Origin of the sequence: Paenibacillus sp. MAEPY2, assembly GCF_000499205.1 — a bacterium.
In the GTDB taxonomy this organism is placed as follows: domain Bacteria; phylum Bacillota; class Bacilli; order Paenibacillales; family Paenibacillaceae; genus Paenibacillus; species Paenibacillus vandeheii.
Map to the genome: position 1 here is coordinate 1 of NZ_AWUK01000070.1, position 18,029 is coordinate 18,029.

The window sequence follows — 18,029 nt, forward strand, 5'->3', positions numbered from 1 at the left end:
CATCTAGATTGTTTTATAATTAGTTGATCTACTTGTTAAAAGATATTTAAAGAGGACTTTATTTAATTCCACTCATTTAAGGGAATGAAAACCTGAACTTCCTAGCTCGTATAAGGGAATTTAAAACCACCCTAACCAAGTAGATCAGGTAAATTGCTAACCTTTTAAACATTAAGGAGAACTTATGTATGAACAAAATAGAAATTAGAGACTTAAGTAAATGTTATAAAATTTTCAATAAACCACAAGACCGACTTAAACAAAGCATAGTGGGTGATAAAAAGAAATATTACAAGGAGTTCTGGGCACTGAAAAATATTTCATTAAATGTGAAAAAAGGAGAGACATTTGGGATCGTTGGGAAGAATGGCTCTGGAAAAAGTACTCTGCTTCAAATTATTGCTCGAACCTTAAGTCAAACATCAGGCACTGTAAAGAGTGATGGTAAAATTGCAGCACTACTTGAACTCGGCAGTGGTTTTAACCCGGATTTTACAGGTAAAGAAAATATTTATATGAATGGAACAATACTTGGATTATCTAATAATGAGATAGATGATTTTTATGATGAGATTGTTAATTTTGCGGATATAGGAGATTATATTAATCAGCCAATTTCTACTTATTCTAGTGGAATGGTAGTGCGACTGGCTTTTGCAGTACAGGCCATTGTCCCTAAAGATATTCTAATTGTCGATGAGGCCCTAGCTGTAGGAGATGAATTGTTTCAAAAAAAGTGTTTTAATAAAATTCAAGAATTTAAAGATTCAGGTGGTACAATTCTATTTGTGTCTCATTCAGGTGGAACTGTGATAGAGCTCTGTGATAGAGCTATGTTGCTAGATTCAGGTGAATGCCTGCTAATTGGAGGCAGCAAGGATGTTGTTAATACCTATCAGCGGCTTATGTATGCATCTGGCGAAAAGAAAAACGAAATTCGTAATGAAATTATTCAGATGCAAAATACCTTTACTCTTTCCGATAACCTCAAAACATCTGAGACTATGTATAAAAGAGATACTGACTTCTATGAGGAACTTTACGATCCAAATTTAAAACCAAAGGATACTTTACGTTACGAAACTAAATATGCTGAGATAAGCGATGTCAAAATAGTTAATTCGAAAGATAAAATTGTTAATATCCTCAAATCTGGAGATATGTATCTTTATAAATATAAAGTGAAGTTTTATTCCGATTGGAATACGGTGAAGTTTGGTATGCTTATAAAGACAATATCGGGTTTTGAACTGGGAGGATGCGCGACGGAAGAATTTAAATTATTTAAAAAAGGTTCCGAGTATGAAGTTGTTTTTCAATTCACACCTAAGCTTAATATTGGAACCTATTTTTTGAATGCAGGAGTGTCTGCCATAACCGCAGAAAGTGAAGAGGTTTACTTAGACAGGCTAATTGATGCTGCAGCGTTTAAAATTATGGAATGTAATAAAAATATGACCGCAGTTGTTGATTTTGATATTACAGCGAGTATTGATCCTGTCAATTATCCTACAATTAATATTCGAGATAACATAAACAAGTGAGGTTTAATTTGGAAATGATAAAAAAAAGAGCAGTATGTGTTTTGGGTATGCATAGGAGTGGAACTTCAGTAATTGCTAAAGGACTTCATACTTTAGGTGTATATTTGGGCCAAGAAGAGGATCTAGTTCCAGCTAACAACGAAAATGTAGAAGGGTTTTGGGAGCATAGTAAAATAGTGGATATCCATGATGAGATATTATCTTTGCAATCTAGAAAATGGAACACTTTAAAACCTTTGGAAGAAGGTTGGGATAAAAGAGATAGTTTGACTCTTCAAAAGGATAAACTGAAAGAGATAGTTTTCGAGGAATTTCAAAACCATGAGATTTGGGGATGGAAAGATCCAAGAACATGTCTTTTATTTCCTATTTGGGAGGAAATTCTTAGAGAAATGAACATTGAACTTAATGTGATTTTTGTTATTCGAAATCCTCATGAGGTTGCAATGTCACTACACAAAAGAAATGGTATTACATTGCAAGAAGGTTACGCACTGTGGCTTTTTAATAATCTATCTGCACTTTACTCTTCATTACATTCCAGAATAACATTTCTTCACTATGATAAATATATGCAAGATCCCAAAGCTTGTTTGATTAATGTTTCAAATGAGCTTCAATTATCTGATGTAAATATAAGTTCATTGGAACTGAATAGTATTGTAAGTCCAGCTCTACGTCATAATCTGACTAAAGACGTGGAGTTTTTTGAAGATGAAAGTGTACCTGAGATGGTTAGAATGGTTTACAGGTTTCTGCTTGGGGCAGAAAAAGATATTAGAAGTTTGAATCTTAACGCTAATAATATTGCTTCGTTATACAATGAATACAAAAAATATTCTGAGATGTTCCCTGCTGATTTAAAGGATGATTATTATATTTCTCAATTGTTCGTTCCTAAGGAAAAGGAATATAGAGAAGTGGATTCTATTACAGTTTCTTCGAATATATTTGGAGAATATCATGAAGTAATATTTCCATTAAGAAGTGAAATGATTTCAACCGAGCAGTATAGATTGGATCCCATTAACCAAACAGCAGTCGTTGAGATCAATTCAATTACACTATTTGATTTGGATAGTGGGATAAATATTTACAAATGGAGAATTGACAAGATAACAAAATGGGATAATATTGAAATTATAGAAATGAAAGAATCTATGAAGTTTATTTCATTAAACAATGATTGTAAAATATTTTTAGAAGTTCATAGTCCTAACTTGCTTAAATATCGAAACTTAGTAATTAAAATGAATATGAGAGTTAACTCTTTAAATAAAGATGCATTAGAAATCTTTCTAAAACAAAAAGAGGCCTCCGAGATTTTATTAAGAGATGTAGACTCACTTAAATCTCAAGTTATAAGTAGTGAAGTTGAACTTAAAAACACTGTTGATGAGTCTTTTAGGATTAAAAATGAATTAATAAAATTGAATGAAGATTACTCCAGATTGATTAAAGCTACTGAAACTGAAAAAAATAAAACAGAACAAAGTATGGAAGATTTCAGAAAAGAGATCAGTGGATTAGAATCAACAGTAAAGGAGAAGGAGAATCAACTTGAGCAAACTAAATTAAACCTAAATCGCATCTATAATTCGCAAGGGTTTAGATTTCTTCTAAAATGTTATAAATTAAGGGATAAATTGCTTCCCGAAAAGTCGAAAAGAAAAAAAATACTGAAGATCATGTACAAATTAATGAGTAAGAGAAAAGAACTCAAATTAATAATAACAAAAGCTAACATTAAAAAAGCAGTGTATTACTTCAAAAAAGGTAACTTATTAACGGTTATGTCTAAAATAGAACATAAAGTTAATTTGCAATCAGAAGAGATTCAAAAGATAGAATCAAAGCCGGAAAAGAATTATTTTTTTGATATGATTTCACAATCTCCTTCTAAAATATTTAAAGAGGATACGATAATTGACATTGTGATTCCAATTTATGATGCTTTGGATTATACAAGAAAGTGTATAGCGACAGTCCTGAAAAATACTAGTATCCCATTTAATTTATATTTATTAAATGATAAAAGCCCCGATTCTAACGTTGAAACATATCTTAATTCTTTAAAAGGATATTCGAAGAATAATTTCCTTCAAAATTTGTATGTTATCCATAATGAAAAGAATATGGGATTTGTGAAAAATGTAAACAATGGGATGAGGCTTTCTACTAACGATGTTGTGATCTTAAATACTGATACTGAAGTTCCTCCTTATTGGCTTGAGAGGTTAGTTAAGCCAATGTTAGAAGACCGTTCTATAGCAACTATTACTCCTTTTTCAAATTGTGCAACAATATGTTCTTATCCAAATTTCTGTGAGGATAACGAATTGCCGCAAGGGCAATCGGTTAATGAGTCGGATCAATATTTTAAAAAGTTTAGTACAGAAAAAGTAATTGAAATTCCAACAGGCATTGGATTCTGTATGGCTATGAACAGAAAAGCACTCAACCAAATTGGTTATTTTGATGAAGATGCCTTTGGCAAAGGATATGGAGAAGAAAATGACTGGTGTATGCGAGCGAAACATGCAGGTTACAAAAATGTGCTTGTTCCAAATTTGTTTGTTTATCACAAACATGGTGTAAGTTTTGCATTGCAGAAGGATAAAAATAAGCAAGAACGTATTATGGAGAATTTAAAGAAAGTGGAAGAACGGTATCCAGACTACACTGCTAGAGTACATGGTTTTATAGAAAAGGATCCGATTAAACCAATACGAAATATGATTGACAGTGCTATGTATGCTGACAGTAGTGTGAAAAGTAAAGGGGTTTTGCTTATAAATTTCTCCATGGGAGGAGGTAGTAAGCTTTATTCCGATTTACTGATCGAAAAAACAAAAAATGAGAATAGGAATTACACTTTTGAACTATATTCCGATATCGTTTTGATTAAAGATCTTGATTTGAAAAATGAATATTCTATAAATGTTAACGACATTAATCAACAAATTTTTAATAAATTAATGGATTTTTTGAACATCAAATTAATTTATATCAATCAGTTACTGTCTTTCCCAATATTTAAATTAATGGAACTTATTAAAAACTCGCAGATTGAATATATATATTTTATTCATGATTATTTCAGTGTTTGCCCTAGTTATGCACTAATAAATAGTGATGGTGTGTATTGCTCTGCGGAAACTGACAATGCCACTTGCCAAGCATGCATCCGTAAAAATCTGGTTACAGAACCATGGATTAATATGAATGCTTCCTCAATAGATATTGATAAATGGAGAAATGAGTTTAATTCCTTTTTGTTGGGTGCAACAAAAGTGATTGCTCCTAGCCGTAGTGCAGGAGACATTGTTAATAAGTATTATCCAGAGTTATCAATTGAAGTCGTTGAACATACTATACAGACACCGATAGAGTTTACAGCCTCAACAGAAAATGCCTTGCTTGAATCAATAAATGTTGCTTTCATAGGAGCGATTGGTGAGAGTAAGGGCTCAAATATTATTTATGAAATGATTGATTCTATTGAGAAAGATAATTTACCAATAAATATTACTGTCATTGGTGTCACCAACAAGCAGCATGAATTTTATGAGAGTGAAGATAAAAAGGTAGTATTTACAGGTTATTATGATAATACTCAAATTTCAGGGCTGCTTCGGAAATATAAAATTAGTATAGTTATCATCCCTGCTTTGTGGCCGGAGACATTTTCTTATACCACAAGTGAAGCAATTCTTTCGGGATATCCAGTGATGACTTTTGATATAGGTGCTCCTGCAGAGAGAGTAAGAAGAGATGGCTCAGGTTGGATTGTAGAGGAACGGACGAGTAAGGCTATATTAGATCAACTCCAAAAGCTTCAAGGTGATCGAAACGAAATTATCGATAAAATGATAAATATTAAAAAAATTCATTCTACAGATAACCAGGAAACCAAAAAATCATTAATCAAGGCGTAAATAATTGAATTATATTAATTATTTCAGAAAATATAGTACATTTTATAAATAACATTTTGGAGGTAGGCGGATGGGTGGTAATAGGGAAAATATTCTATATCATCAGTTTTCTGTTACGAAGGAGAAAAGACATGATTTAAATGGGCACAAAAGCTGTGTGTTATGGTTTACAGGTTTATCTGGGGCAGGAAAATCGACCATTAGTATGTGCGTAGAGAAGGAGTTGTATAAAAGAGGCATTCGCTCATATGTTTTAGATGGAGATAATATTAGGCTTGGATTGAATAATAATCTTAGTTTTACTCCTGAAGATAGAAAAGAAAATATTAGACGAGTTGGAGAAGTTTCTAAGTTATTTGTCGACGCTGGATTGATTGTTCTTGCCGCATTCATATCTCCATATGAAAAAGATAGGAAAGTGGCGAGGGAGTTGCTTAACCCCGGTGAATTTATCGAGATTTATGTTAAATGCTCTTTGGAAGAGTGCGAACGAAGGGACCCTAAATTTCTCTACAAAAAAGCCAGAAATGGTGAAATCCATAACTTCACGGGGATTTCTGCTCCTTATGAGGAACCTCTCAGACCGGAGCTTACATTGGAAACAGATAAAACAAACGAAGAAGAATGTGTAGAACTGATTATTAACTATTTAGCGAATAGGAAGCTGATATAAACAATGTAGAATGGGTCAGAAGTCTATGAGAAAAAGACTACTGACCCATTCTATATGTGATGAGGAGAAAATTTCTGAGTTGCTTTTGAAGAGAATTCAGCATAGTAACCCTTCCATTCATTTACCAATAATATGTTATACTTTAGATTAGAATAAACACAAAATTCTGATTGTTAGGTATGACATTTGCTGTTGAATGTTGTCACAGTAATAAAAGTCAGGAGTTTAAACAATGACCAAAACGATAGATGCCCCCTCGTTGGGCGGATCAAAGAACACTAAAATGAACCTTAAAGATCTTATTATCATCATTGTAAATTACAATACTCGTCAACTGACACTGGACTGTCTGGACTCTGTCTATGCCTCCACTACCTCTTACAGCTATGAAGTCATCGTTGTGGACAATGCCTCGCATGATGGCTCAGTGGAAGCAATCCGTGAGGCATACCCACAGGTTCGATTAATTGCCAATAATGACAATACAGGCTTCGCCGTTGCCAACAACCAAGGTATGAAAATTACCAAAGGACGCTATATCCTGCTCCTCAATTCGGACACCATCGTACAGCAGGATACCCTCCATACAATGATTGGATTCATGGACCGTCATCCTGAGATGGGGGCATCTGGCTGTAAAGTCATTCTCCCGGATGGCTCACTGGATAAAGCATGCAAGCGGGGATTTCCTACGCCATCGGCATCCTTTTATTACGCATTCGGTATTTCTCGACTTTTCCCAGATCGGCCGAAGTTCAATCAGTACCAATTGGGACATCTCAGCCCGGACGATGAATATCCGGTAGACTGTCTTGTTGGTGCGTTCATGCTGGTACGTCGTGAAACGATTGAGCAGGTTGGTGGGTTGGATGAGACGTTTTTTATGTACGGAGAAGATATCGACTGGTGTTATCGCATCAAAGAGGCGGGTTGGGGCATTTTTTATTATCCGCGTACATATATTGTGCACTACAAGGGCGGCAGTGCCCGTCGCAAACCTTTGAAAATTACGTATGAGTTTCATAGAGCGATGTGGGTGTTCCACCGAAAGCATTATGCGAAGCAATACAATCTGTTTACGAATGCAGCCGTGTGGATGGGCATCTCGCTCAAATTCACGTTGTCCCTGCTGCGCAGCAAGCTGTCTCTTCCTGCCCGCCCAGGGCAGACTGTAACCCGCATGAGAGCGGAGAATGAAGCTTCTTCCGAGGTGAACCCATGATTCGGCGTAATCAGCGATTTTTAACCCAACTGTATATTGCGGCTGACTTTGGCGTGATCCAGCTCTCGTTTCTGCTGGCTTGGTGGTTGAAGTTTGAGAGTGATCTGTTAACACACCAGAGCCCCTTGCCTATAGAGAAATACATGTTATGGAGTCTGGTTTACGGAGTTCTTGCGATCGTCGTTGGCATGATGTCCTCTCTATATACGCCCAAGCGCAAAAAGCGTTTTGCAGACGAACTTTGGAGAATTGTTCAATCTCATGGCGTAGCCTTTTTCATGCTGCTGAGCCTGATGTTCTTTTTCAAAGAAGTAAACATCTCTCGTGCGTATCTCGCCATGTACATGATTGGAAACGTATCATTCACATTGTTTTATCGCTATGTTGTAAAACTACAATTGAAGCGATTGCGTAAAAAAGGATTTAACCGCCAGTTCGTACTGATTCTCGGTGCTGGCTCACTGGGCAAACGCTTCTATGAAAACCTAAGAAACTACCCTGAGCTTGGGTATGAGGTGACTGGTTTCCTGGATGACTATCGCCATTGGGATGAGGCAGAACAGGGGAGATACAAACCAATCCTCGGTCGTATTGACCAACTGGAAGAGTTTTTGTCCAACCAGTTCATAGACGAAGTCATTTTGGCGCTGCCCCTGGATGCTCACGACAAGTACTCGCACATTATTAATGTCTGTGAGAAGGCGGGAGTGCGGACGCTAATCATCCCAGACTTCTTTGATTACCTACCAGCCCGTCCTCATTTCGATAACTTTGCTGGTATGCCAATGATTAATGTGCGTGATATCCCGCTGGATATTGCGGTGAACAGACTAATGAAGCGGGCGTTCGACATCGTTTTTTCGTTAGCTGCGATAATACTGACTTCCCCAGTAATGGCTATCGTTGCACTGGGCGTACGACTGACATCATCCGGTCCTATAATTTTCAAACAGGAGCGTGTCGGTCTCAATCGTCGCAACTTCATGATGTATAAATTCCGCTCCATGAAAGTCATTCCTGAAGGCGCAATGGACACGGGATGGTCAACGAAGAATGATCCGCGTCGAACGGCATTTGGCACATTTATAAGACGTACGAGTCTGGATGAATTACCTCAATTTTTCAATGTGCTGCTGGGTCACATGAGCGTAGTTGGCCCAAGGCCGGAACGCCCGTACTACGTGAATCAATTTCGAGATGAAATTCCGAAATATATGATTAAACATCATGTCCGTCCAGGAATTACGGGATTGGCGCAAAGTAAAGGGTTAAGAGGAGATACGTCGATCGAGGATCGAATTGAGCAGGATATATTTTACATTGAAAATTGGTCTTTATTATTTGATATCAAAATCATATGGGAAACCATTCGAAATGGCCTCAAGAATGCTTATTAGGCTTGAAACATTAGATTGTCCACCATTGTGAGTAACAAATCATCCCAACATTTTAAGCCGCCTCCGGGCGGCTTTTTGTTTTACACCTCTCCAATCAGGGTAGTTAGCTATCTAAAAGGAAAAATCGCACATGCTTCGTCATATCATGATTATCATACTCTTTTTCTTTCCTACCACCCTACTAAGGATGTGAACGCCATATGAAACGAATTGCCGCCGTCATTACACTACTTATCGTAACCGTGGGCACACTCTTTTTTGCCTATGAAAGTCAGAGTGAGGAGCAGCACGACGGATTTACGGCCTATCGATTGATTGCCCATGCGATGGGCAGTATCCGTGAACAGCCCTACACCAACGCCTATGAGGCGATGATTGCCAATTATGAGAAGGGCACACGTGTGTTTGAGATCGACTTTATGCTGACCTCGGACCGGAAAGCAGTAGCCAGACATGAATGGACCGCCAACATGAGCAAAATGCTGGGACAGGACGAGGAGTTACCCGAAGACAAACAGGCTGGGGCGCTCACACATGATGAATTTATGAATACGCCCATTCTGGGCAAGTACCAACCCATGGATGCCGACGGCATTATGGACGTATTGGCCAAGTACCCGGATATGTATATCGTGACCGATACCAAAGAACAGAAGGATGAGGATATTCAGCAGGTACTGAAATCACTCGTGGACGCAGCCAAGAAACATGATCCGACAATCCTTAATCGGGTCGTTGTGCAGATCTATAACGAGCCGATGCTCGAAACCGTGAAAGAAATCTACGCTTTTCCTTCTATTATCTATACTCTTTATGCTACGCAAGATACGGAAGCCCAGGTGGTTGATTTTGTACAAAAGAATGACATCGATGCCGTAACTATGCCGGAGTATAAAGTGAATCAGAATTTTGTTGCCAAGCTGAAGCAAGCAGGAGCCGTTACCTACGTGCATACCATTAATGACACCGACCAGGTGGCGAACTATGAAAAATGGGGTGTGTATGGCGTGTATTCGGATGTATTGACGGAGCAGGAATTGGATGATATGAACACACGTTTTGCCTGGAAGCCTTGAGATATTATATTTTGATTCAAATGGATACAGTGCTCCTACGAAAGACTGTTGAGCTCTACTCATGATTTTGATGTTCGTAGTGGCACCTGCACCTGGTACCTAACTTGAATTCTTCTGTAGCATCGCAATCTTATCTTTTAAAATTACAGGCTTCTCCTGCAATTCCAGGGAAAAGTCTGTGATTTTTTGTTCCCCTTTTTATACGAACATTGACACTCACTCCCTGCTGACTTAGACTTAGTTTACAAGCTTTTTAGGATGCAGAAGAACCTCTGGAGGAATGTTCGTTGATAGACATGATTAAGCAGTGGAGACATGTATTTAAGCTCGACCCGGACCGGGAAATAACGGATGAAGCACTCGACCTGATTTGCATGTCGGGGACCGATGCCATTATGGTAGGCGGATCTTCGGGAATTACCTATGATAACACGGTGGACCTGATGTCCCGAGTACGTCGCTACGAGCTGCCCTGTGTGCTGGAAGTATCCGATCTGGAGGCCGTTGTGCCCGGTTTTGACGGATATCTGATTCCGATGGTACTGAATGCAACGGATAGCCAATGGATCATTGGACAACACCAGCAAGCCATTGAGCGTTACGGTTATCTGATTCCATGGGATCTGCTTATTGCAGAAGGCTATATTGTCCTCAATGCCGATTCCACTGTTGCCCGAATGACCGGAGCGGATACGGAATTGACGGCTGATGCTGCGGTTGCTTACGCCCAGGCTGCAGAACGTCTGCTTAACCTTCCTATCGTATACATGGAGTACAGTGGAACGTTTGGAGATATGGAGCTGGTCGGAGAGACGCACAGACAACTCACCAAGGCGCATCTCATCTATGGCGGCGGGATTGATAGTTCTGAGAAAGCTGGACAAGCCGCTCAGGTGGCAGACACCGTTGTGGTTGGCAACATTGTGTACAGTGATTTGCACAAGGCGCTGGAGACGGTCCAAGCTGTGAAACAATCCGTTTAATCGGTTTAGTTTACCATTCCCCCAATTTACCTTCCTGATCTGTTAAAATAGAACTTTGACCTACTAATTAAATCAGTATAAGCGTAATGTTGTTTACAAAGAAACAGAGAGTGCAGAAGCAATCTGAAGAAACGAAGTCCCTTTTTAAAAAACTGAAAGAGTCATTACAGTTTTCTTGTTATTTTAACTATCTCTAAATTATAAGCTGACTATTTTTACACGCGAACGGAGAGGACAGAAATAAGCTGGAGAAGCGGAGCGTTCGCCATTATTACCGGATATTCACCTTTAGAAATTTAATTGAAAAAATCCGGGAATAACAGCGATCGAAAGTTAATTCTGTCATCGGAGTGGCAAGTGTAATTATTAGTGACCTTATATCGATCTCAACCAACGAAAGGAGCATGCATGCATGCAACCTGTAAATATACATGATGCCGTTGCACGGCTTAATACCCCTCAACGGCAAGCCGTCGAGGCGACGGATGGACCGCTGCTGATTATGGCCGGAGCGGGTAGCGGCAAGACCCGGGTGCTCACACACCGGATTGCCTATCTGATTGCAACACGAAAAGCACCGCCATGGGGCATTTTGGCTATTACTTTCACGAACAAAGCGGCACGCGAGATGCAAGACCGGGTATCCCAACTGGTTGGCGGCTCTCAGGGCCGTGATATTTGGGTTTCGACGTTTCACTCCATGTGCGTGCGTATTCTGCGCCGTGACATTGAACGTATCGGTTTCACCTCCAATTTCAGCATTTTGGACTCATCTGACCAATTATCTGTAATTCGTAGTTGTATGAAAGACCAGAACATCGACACCAAGAAATTTGAACCGAAAGCTGTTCAGTCGATGATGAGCACCGCGAAGAATGAATTGATCAGTCCGGAGCAATATGAGAAGCAGGCTGCTGACTATTTCGAAGGCATTGTGGCGAAGGTATATAAGATGTATCAGAAAAAACTCAGAGCCAACAACTCGCTCGACTTTGACGATCTCATCATGGCGACCATTCAACTTTTCAAAGAGGTACCGGAAGTTCTCGACTTTTACCAAAAGAAATTCCAGTACATTCACGTGGATGAGTATCAGGATACCAACCGCGCGCAATACATGCTTTGCCGCATGCTCGCTGATAGTCATCACCGTATCTGCGTCGTAGGGGATAGTGACCAATCGATCTATCGCTGGCGTGGAGCGGATATCAGCAACATCCTGAATTTTGAGAAGGACTATCCTGAGGCCAATACGATTTTGCTGGAGCAAAACTATCGTTCCACTTCGAATATCCTGAATGCAGCGAATGAGGTGATCGGCCTGAATACCGGGCGCAAACCGAAGAAGCTGTGGACGGACAAGGAGGGTGGTTCGAAGATCAAGGTGTATCGTGCGGACTCTGAGCATGATGAGGGATACTTTGTAACTTCCGAGATTAGTAAAAACGTGAAGAGCGGCAAATCCTATCAGAATCATGCCATCTTGTACCGTACCAACGCACAGTCCCGGGTTATAGAGGAAATTTTGATCAAGTCTGATATTCCGTATCAGATTGTTGGCGGCATCAAGTTCTATGATCGTAAAGAGATCAAGGACATTCTGGCTTATCTGCGCCTGCTTTCCAATCCTGACGATGACATCAGCCTTACCCGGATTATTAATGTGCCGAAACGCAGCATTGGTGATACAACGGTAGCGAAGCTGGCAGCTGCGGCAGGAGAACGGGGGATTTCAATATACCGTGTGCTTCAAGTTGTGGACGATCTTGGTTTTGCTGGTCGAACGCGGAATGCGTTGGTGGAGTTCTATGACATGATCGCCGCGCTGCATCAGATGGTAGAATATCTGTCTGTGACCGAGCTAACCGAGAAAATTCTTGAGATGAGTCAGTACCGACTAGAGATGCAAAATGAAAACACGCTCGAATCCCGTGCACGGCTCGAAAACATTGATGAGTTCCTGTCCGTTACGATGGAATTTGAGAAAAATAATGAAGACAAAACGCTCGTTTCGTTCCTCACCGATCTCGCACTAATTGCGGATATCGACAGCATGAACGATGATGAAGAGGATCAGAGTGACGCAGTTACCCTGATGACAATGCACAGTGCCAAAGGTCTGGAGTTCCCTGTCGTCTTTATCGTTGGTATGGAGGAAGGGGTTTTCCCGCACAGCCGGGCCTTTATGGACAACGAAGAGCTGGAGGAAGAGCGCCGGCTGGCTTATGTAGGGATTACGCGTGCGGAAGAACAACTCTTCCTGTCTTGCGCGCAAATGCGGACCTTGTTCGGACGTACAACTGCGAACCCGCCTTCACGTTTCCTAGACGAAATCCCGGATGAGCTTAAAGAGGATACCTCAATGGCTCGTGACCGCTACCGTCGTGGTAGCAGCGCAGGTGGATCTTATGGTGGTCGTGGACTTGGGGCCAGTGGTGGAAGTAACTTTGGTGGGGGCAATACGGCCAAGCTTTTCGAACAGCAAAGCAGAAGTGGTTCCTCTGCTACCACATCCACGCCAACTTCGCGTGTGACCACAAGCACTTCCCGCCCAGCATATTCTACGCCATCATCTGCTTCCAAGCCCGCAGCTTCTAATGGTGAAGCAGGGTTCAAGGCCGGAGATAAAGTACAACACGGCAAATGGGGAACAGGTACGATTGTTGGGGTGAAAGGCACGGGTAATGACACGGAGCTTCAGATCGCGTTCCCTGCCCCGGTGGGCTTAAAACGTCTGCTTGCAGGCTTTGCTCCAATTACCAAAGTGGAATAGATTTAAGAACGAAACATTCATGTTGCACAAGCTGTAATGTCAGCGGAGATCGAGTGCCATATGAATGTTCGTTCTACATAGATTCAAATTTTATTTACGGAGGGATGGCCCTATATGGACCCGATGCACCGGATGGAGCAACTCGTTACCGAGCTGAACCAGTATAATTATCAGTACTACACGATGGATCAGCCCCAGATCAGCGACAAGGAGTATGATCTTCTGTACGATGAACTGGTTACGCTGGAACAGGAGAGTGGCATGGTTTTGCCTGATTCTCCGACACAGCGTGTGGGGGGTGAACTGCTCAAAGGGTTTACACCGCATCGCCACTTATCTCCATTGTGGAGCTTGGACAAAGCCCAGAATATTGAGCAGCTGCGGAGCTGGAATACTCGTGTGCTCAAGCTGGTCAATGATTACAACACCAAAAATCCGGACAATCCGTTGCCTGAACCCGGCTATGTCATTGAACTGAAGTTTGACGGTCTGACCCTGAACCTAACGTACACGAACGGAGAGTTGGTTCAAGCCTCTACCCGTGGGAACGGAACCGTAGGTGAGGGCATTTTGGCTCAGGTTAGAACGATTAAGTCTGTCCCGCTCAAAATCCCTTATACAGGCGGCACGATTGAAGTCCAGGGTGAAGGCATCATGAATCTGTCTGTGTTGAATCGATATAATGAAACCGCAGCAGAGCCGCTTAAAAATGCCCGTAATGCCGCAGCAGGAGCGCTGCGTAACCTGAATCCGAAGACAACCGCTGAGCGGCGGTTAAACGCCTATTTCTATAATGTAGGTTATTCGGATGATATTCAGTTTGCCAACCATCAGGAGATGATGGATTTTCTCCGTGAAAATCGATTCAAAGTCAATCCATCGATTACGTATTTCCATGAGTTTGATGATGTGATGGAGCAGCTTGCAGCGATACAGGAGAGCCGTGGCCAACTGGACTATCTGATTGATGGAGCTGTTATCAAAATTACAGACATGCGCACCCGTGAGGCACTGGGTTACACAGACAAATTCCCTCGTTGGGCGGTGGCGTACAAGTTTGAGGCCGAAGAGACTACGACTGTTCTGAACTCTGTTGTTTGGAATGTGGGTCGTACCGGCAAAGTGACTCCGCTTGCGCGGGTAGAACCGGTTGAGCTGGCTGGGGTAACAGTACAGAACTGCACATTGAATAACGTCGGTGACATTGAGCGGAAAAATCTAAAGTTTGCCTTGGGCACACGTGTCTTTATCCGTCGTTCCAATGATGTCATTCCTGAAATTCTGGGCAAAGTGACTGAAGAGAGTGATGGCGAGGAGATTGTGTTCCCTGAGCAATGTCCGGCATGTGGTTTCCCGCTGGAGCAGCGTGGAGCGCATTTGTTCTGTAACAACAAGCTGGCGTGCAAACCGCAGACCGTAGCCCGTATTTCTCATTTTGCTTCCCGTGATGCAATGGACATCGAGACGTTCAGCGAGAAAACGGCGATTCAGCTGTATGATGAATTGAACGTGCGTGAGCCCGCTGACCTGTATACACTGCAATTCGATGATTTGGTGAAGCTGGAGCGGTTTGGTGAAAAGAAAGCAAACAACCTTATTGCTGCCCTGGAGCAGAGCAAGGATCGTGACCTCGCTTCGTTCCTATATTCACTGGGTATTCCGAATACAGGTAAATCGACTACACGCATGCTGGCTGATCATTACCGTGACCTGCATGCCATTATGAATGCAACGGCAGAGGAGCTCGTTGAACTTCCGGACGTAGGTGGCATTGTAGCTGAGAGCATTGTGACTTTCTTTGCAGATCCGTTTACACAGGCGGCGATTGAGAAAATGCTGAATTTGGGTGTGAAAGCCCAGGCCCCTGAGGCACCAGCAGCGATTGTGGAAGACTCCTTCTTCAGTGGCAAAACGGTCGTGCTGACCGGAACGCTGCATCAACTGACGCGGGAAGAGGCAACGCAACGACTGGAAGCGCTTGGAGCGAAGGTAACGGGCAGTGTCTCCAAAAAGACAGACCTTGTTATTGCTGGAGAGAAGGCAGGTTCCAAACTGGCCAAAGCTCACGATCTCGGCATTCCTACCATTGAGGATGAGGATGAACTCGTACGTCTTTTGAATCAACAGGGATAAATCCTGAATGTGAAGTATGACTGGGTGATTTAGAACTCTTTGTCATCAAAGTGAATGATAAATAACTTAAAGACCCCTGTACCACAAATCAGTGGAACGGGGGTCTTTGGTTTACACGTATATTTAAACTTAACCTTACATCCGTATCAACTTAAATCAGGAACGAGCCTGAGAAGCACCCGTGAGCCATGCGTCCTTGTCGTATCCACGTTCTTCCCAGTAACCGATATGGTCGCTGTCGATCAGTTCAATGCGATTCAGCCACTTGACGGACTTATAGGCATACATCTGGGGAATGACCAATCGTACCGGACCGCCCAGATCTGCGGGAATCGGTTTGCCATCATGCATGACAGCGACCATAATATCATCCATCTGGGCCTGATCCATCGTAATGGCATCCGTATACACACCGTCTCCGGAGTAGAACTTAACACTTTGCGCTTCGGGTTTAACTCCGGCTTGAGTCAATAGTTGTTTAAGGGATATGCCTTCCCAAGTATTCTTATATACAGACCAGCCTGTAACGCAATGAAAGTCGCTAACCTGAACCGTACGTGCAAGCTTCACGAACTGTTCCCAGTTCCAGACTTGCGCCCGTTCAACAAGCCCATCGATCCGGAATGACCAGTTTGAATTGGAAAAGGAAGGTATCGGTGTTACCGTATAAACGCGAAAATGACCTTCGGCTCCGCCTCCCACGGGTGGTGAAGAAGCAGGTAATGCTTGCGGTAAGGGTACCATACGATTGGGGTCATTCTCCAGCATGCTATCAATACTGTTGTCTATATTGAGGTTCCGTCCAACCCAAGATATAAAAGTAGGTCCCAAAGTCACAGCTAGCCCCACGCCAACAGCAGACCGAATAAATGCCCGCCGTGTATACACGGGTTGAGGTTTCTCAGGTTGATGGAGAGAACCTTCCTTTGGGGTACGTAAAGATTCTGTAGGAGCTATCGCTGCTGGTGGCGTAATTTCATCAGGAGCATCAGTTGGATGCGCCATTTTTCTAGCTTCTGCTACTGTAGTCGTTGTTTTTACTGCACGTCGTGCAGGGTCTTTTAACCACTTGGTTCGCGTGATGGAGTGGTAGATAATATAAGGCAGGCCAACCCAAGTCAGCAAATCATGAATCAGGAGTGCAGCGTTCGACCATCTCGGTCCAGCGAGCTTGAACTGCCATAACACAATACCAGACAACAGCCACCCTACCAGCAGTGCAAGAACAACAATAGTATTTGCTCTCTGCCAAGGCCTATTGCGAAGTTGTTTCCAGTGCTTTCCTGACAAAAGCAAGTAATATACTACGGGTGCCAGCATAGCTAGCCCGACGATAATATGCAGCCACTTTAACCATACGCGTCCAATCCCGAGTAACTCACGCCAGAAACCACCAACCAACATAAGACCTGTTACCGCGAGGATGACAACAATCCAGGCATTCCAGGCATGAATGGAAACGAGCTTTTTACCATAACCCTTTCGAATGTCCTTCAGCCATTGTTTCATATGCGTTCACCCCATATAGGTTATTCATCCGTGCACCGTGCATCTTCAATATGAATAAAGCCGATTGTGATTTAGAAAGCGGGTTCTGAATTAAGTATCATCCAGCAGGATGTCATAAACATTGGAATGGAAGTAGCATTCATGCCTTAATCTATACTATATATACCGTATTATAGAGCGTTTGGATCACTTACATCAAAGGGAGTGGAGGAAAACACTTATTATATAAAAGTATCCTCTAAATAGTTATCTAATACTATTTGCGTAAAAGTAGATGTGTCTATCTGTTTTTAGTAAATAGAATTATTCATTTATTCAGTAAACCGAAAGTATCTGTATGTAAATATAGTCGATTCTTCTGGATTGATATAGGCTGTCGAATGCTTTAGTTGAGAGTTTCTTTATTTACGGTTGTTGTGGATTATAAAGTATTTATATAAAGGTTATTAAAAAGTGCTTGCTAAATGAATTAGATCATGATATATTATTTCTTGTCGCCTCAAACGAATGATTGTCGAAACGCTTTGGACGCTGACGAAAAAAAAGAGTTGACGGTTACTTGGTCAACATGATAAGATAAGATTCCTGTCCGGTTGACAAGCATTAACACGAACGGACACAAGTTCCTTGAAAACTGAACAAATGGATAGTAACTTTTGATTCATAATGAATCGTCAGTTTCAAAATGAGCTTATCGCTCTTTTCAATACTTTATTGGAGAGTTTGATCCTGGCTCAGGACGAACGCTGGCGGCATGCCTAATACATGCAAGTCGAGCGGA

Annotated in this window: 10 protein-coding genes and 1 rRNA gene; 10 read left to right on the top strand and 1 reads right to left on the bottom strand. The window is 41.6% G+C overall.

Features of this window, described 5'->3' with window-relative positions:
* Positions 1-188 precede the first annotated feature (188 nt).
* The 9 genes from P364_RS0133780 to ligA all read left to right on the top strand — a co-directional run bounded on the left by P364_RS0133780 (position 189) and on the right by ligA (position 15,739).
* Positions 189-1,544 (top strand): ABC transporter ATP-binding protein, encoded by a 1,356-nt coding sequence (locus P364_RS0133780; protein ID WP_024634384.1) that lies wholly within the window; start codon positions 189-191, stop codon positions 1,542-1,544.
* A gap of 14 nt (positions 1,545-1,558) precedes the next feature.
* A complete protein-coding gene (locus P364_RS36505) occupies positions 1,559-5,482 on the top strand; it encodes a glycosyltransferase (protein ID WP_052016887.1) in 3,924 nt (1,307 codons plus the stop codon).
* Between the two features lie 70 nt (positions 5,483-5,552).
* Positions 5,553-6,155, top strand: coding sequence for an adenylyl-sulfate kinase (cysC, locus tag P364_RS0133790; protein ID WP_024634386.1), 603 nt, complete (start codon positions 5,553-5,555; stop codon positions 6,153-6,155).
* A gap of 283 nt (positions 6,156-6,438) precedes the next feature.
* Positions 6,439-7,377: a glycosyltransferase family 2 protein gene (locus P364_RS0133795; protein ID WP_029881516.1), complete on the top strand. Its 939-nt coding sequence runs from the start codon at positions 6,439-6,441 to the stop codon at positions 7,375-7,377.
* Positions 7,374-8,774, top strand: a complete 1,401-nt coding sequence (locus P364_RS0133800) for an undecaprenyl-phosphate glucose phosphotransferase (RefSeq protein WP_024634388.1) — start codon at positions 7,374-7,376, stop codon at positions 8,772-8,774. The genes P364_RS0133795 and P364_RS0133800 overlap by 4 nt, the downstream gene beginning before the upstream one ends.
* Positions 8,775-8,974: 200 nt before the next feature.
* Entirely contained in the window at positions 8,975-9,850 is an 876-nt protein-coding gene (locus P364_RS0133805) for a phosphatidylinositol-specific phospholipase C/glycerophosphodiester phosphodiesterase family protein (protein WP_024634389.1), read from the top strand.
* A gap of 296 nt (positions 9,851-10,146) precedes the next feature.
* Positions 10,147-10,833: a heptaprenylglyceryl phosphate synthase gene (locus P364_RS0133810; RefSeq protein ID WP_442952308.1), complete on the top strand. Its 687-nt coding sequence runs from the start codon at positions 10,147-10,149 to the stop codon at positions 10,831-10,833.
* A 412-nt stretch (positions 10,834-11,245) separates the two neighbouring features.
* Positions 11,246-13,606 carry a DNA helicase PcrA gene (gene pcrA / locus P364_RS0133815; protein WP_024634391.1) on the top strand — a complete coding sequence of 787 codons (2,361 nt, stop codon included), beginning with the start codon at positions 11,246-11,248 and terminating at the stop codon, positions 13,604-13,606.
* Between the two features lie 114 nt (positions 13,607-13,720).
* Positions 13,721-15,739: an NAD-dependent DNA ligase LigA gene (gene ligA, locus P364_RS0133820; RefSeq protein ID WP_024634392.1), complete on the top strand. Its 2,019-nt coding sequence runs from the start codon at positions 13,721-13,723 to the stop codon at positions 15,737-15,739.
* 156 nt (positions 15,740-15,895) lie between these two features.
* Here ligA and P364_RS0133825 read toward each other — a convergent pair whose 3' ends face one another.
* Positions 15,896-17,248 carry a molybdopterin-dependent oxidoreductase gene (locus tag P364_RS0133825; protein WP_024634393.1) on the bottom strand — a complete coding sequence of 451 codons (1,353 nt, stop codon included), beginning with the start codon at positions 17,246-17,248 and terminating at the stop codon, positions 15,896-15,898.
* Positions 17,249-17,959: 711 nt separating this feature from the next.
* Between P364_RS0133825 and P364_RS0133830 the strand changes: the two genes are divergently transcribed.
* Positions 17,960-18,029, top strand: a 16S ribosomal RNA gene (locus P364_RS0133830); the annotation flags it as partial.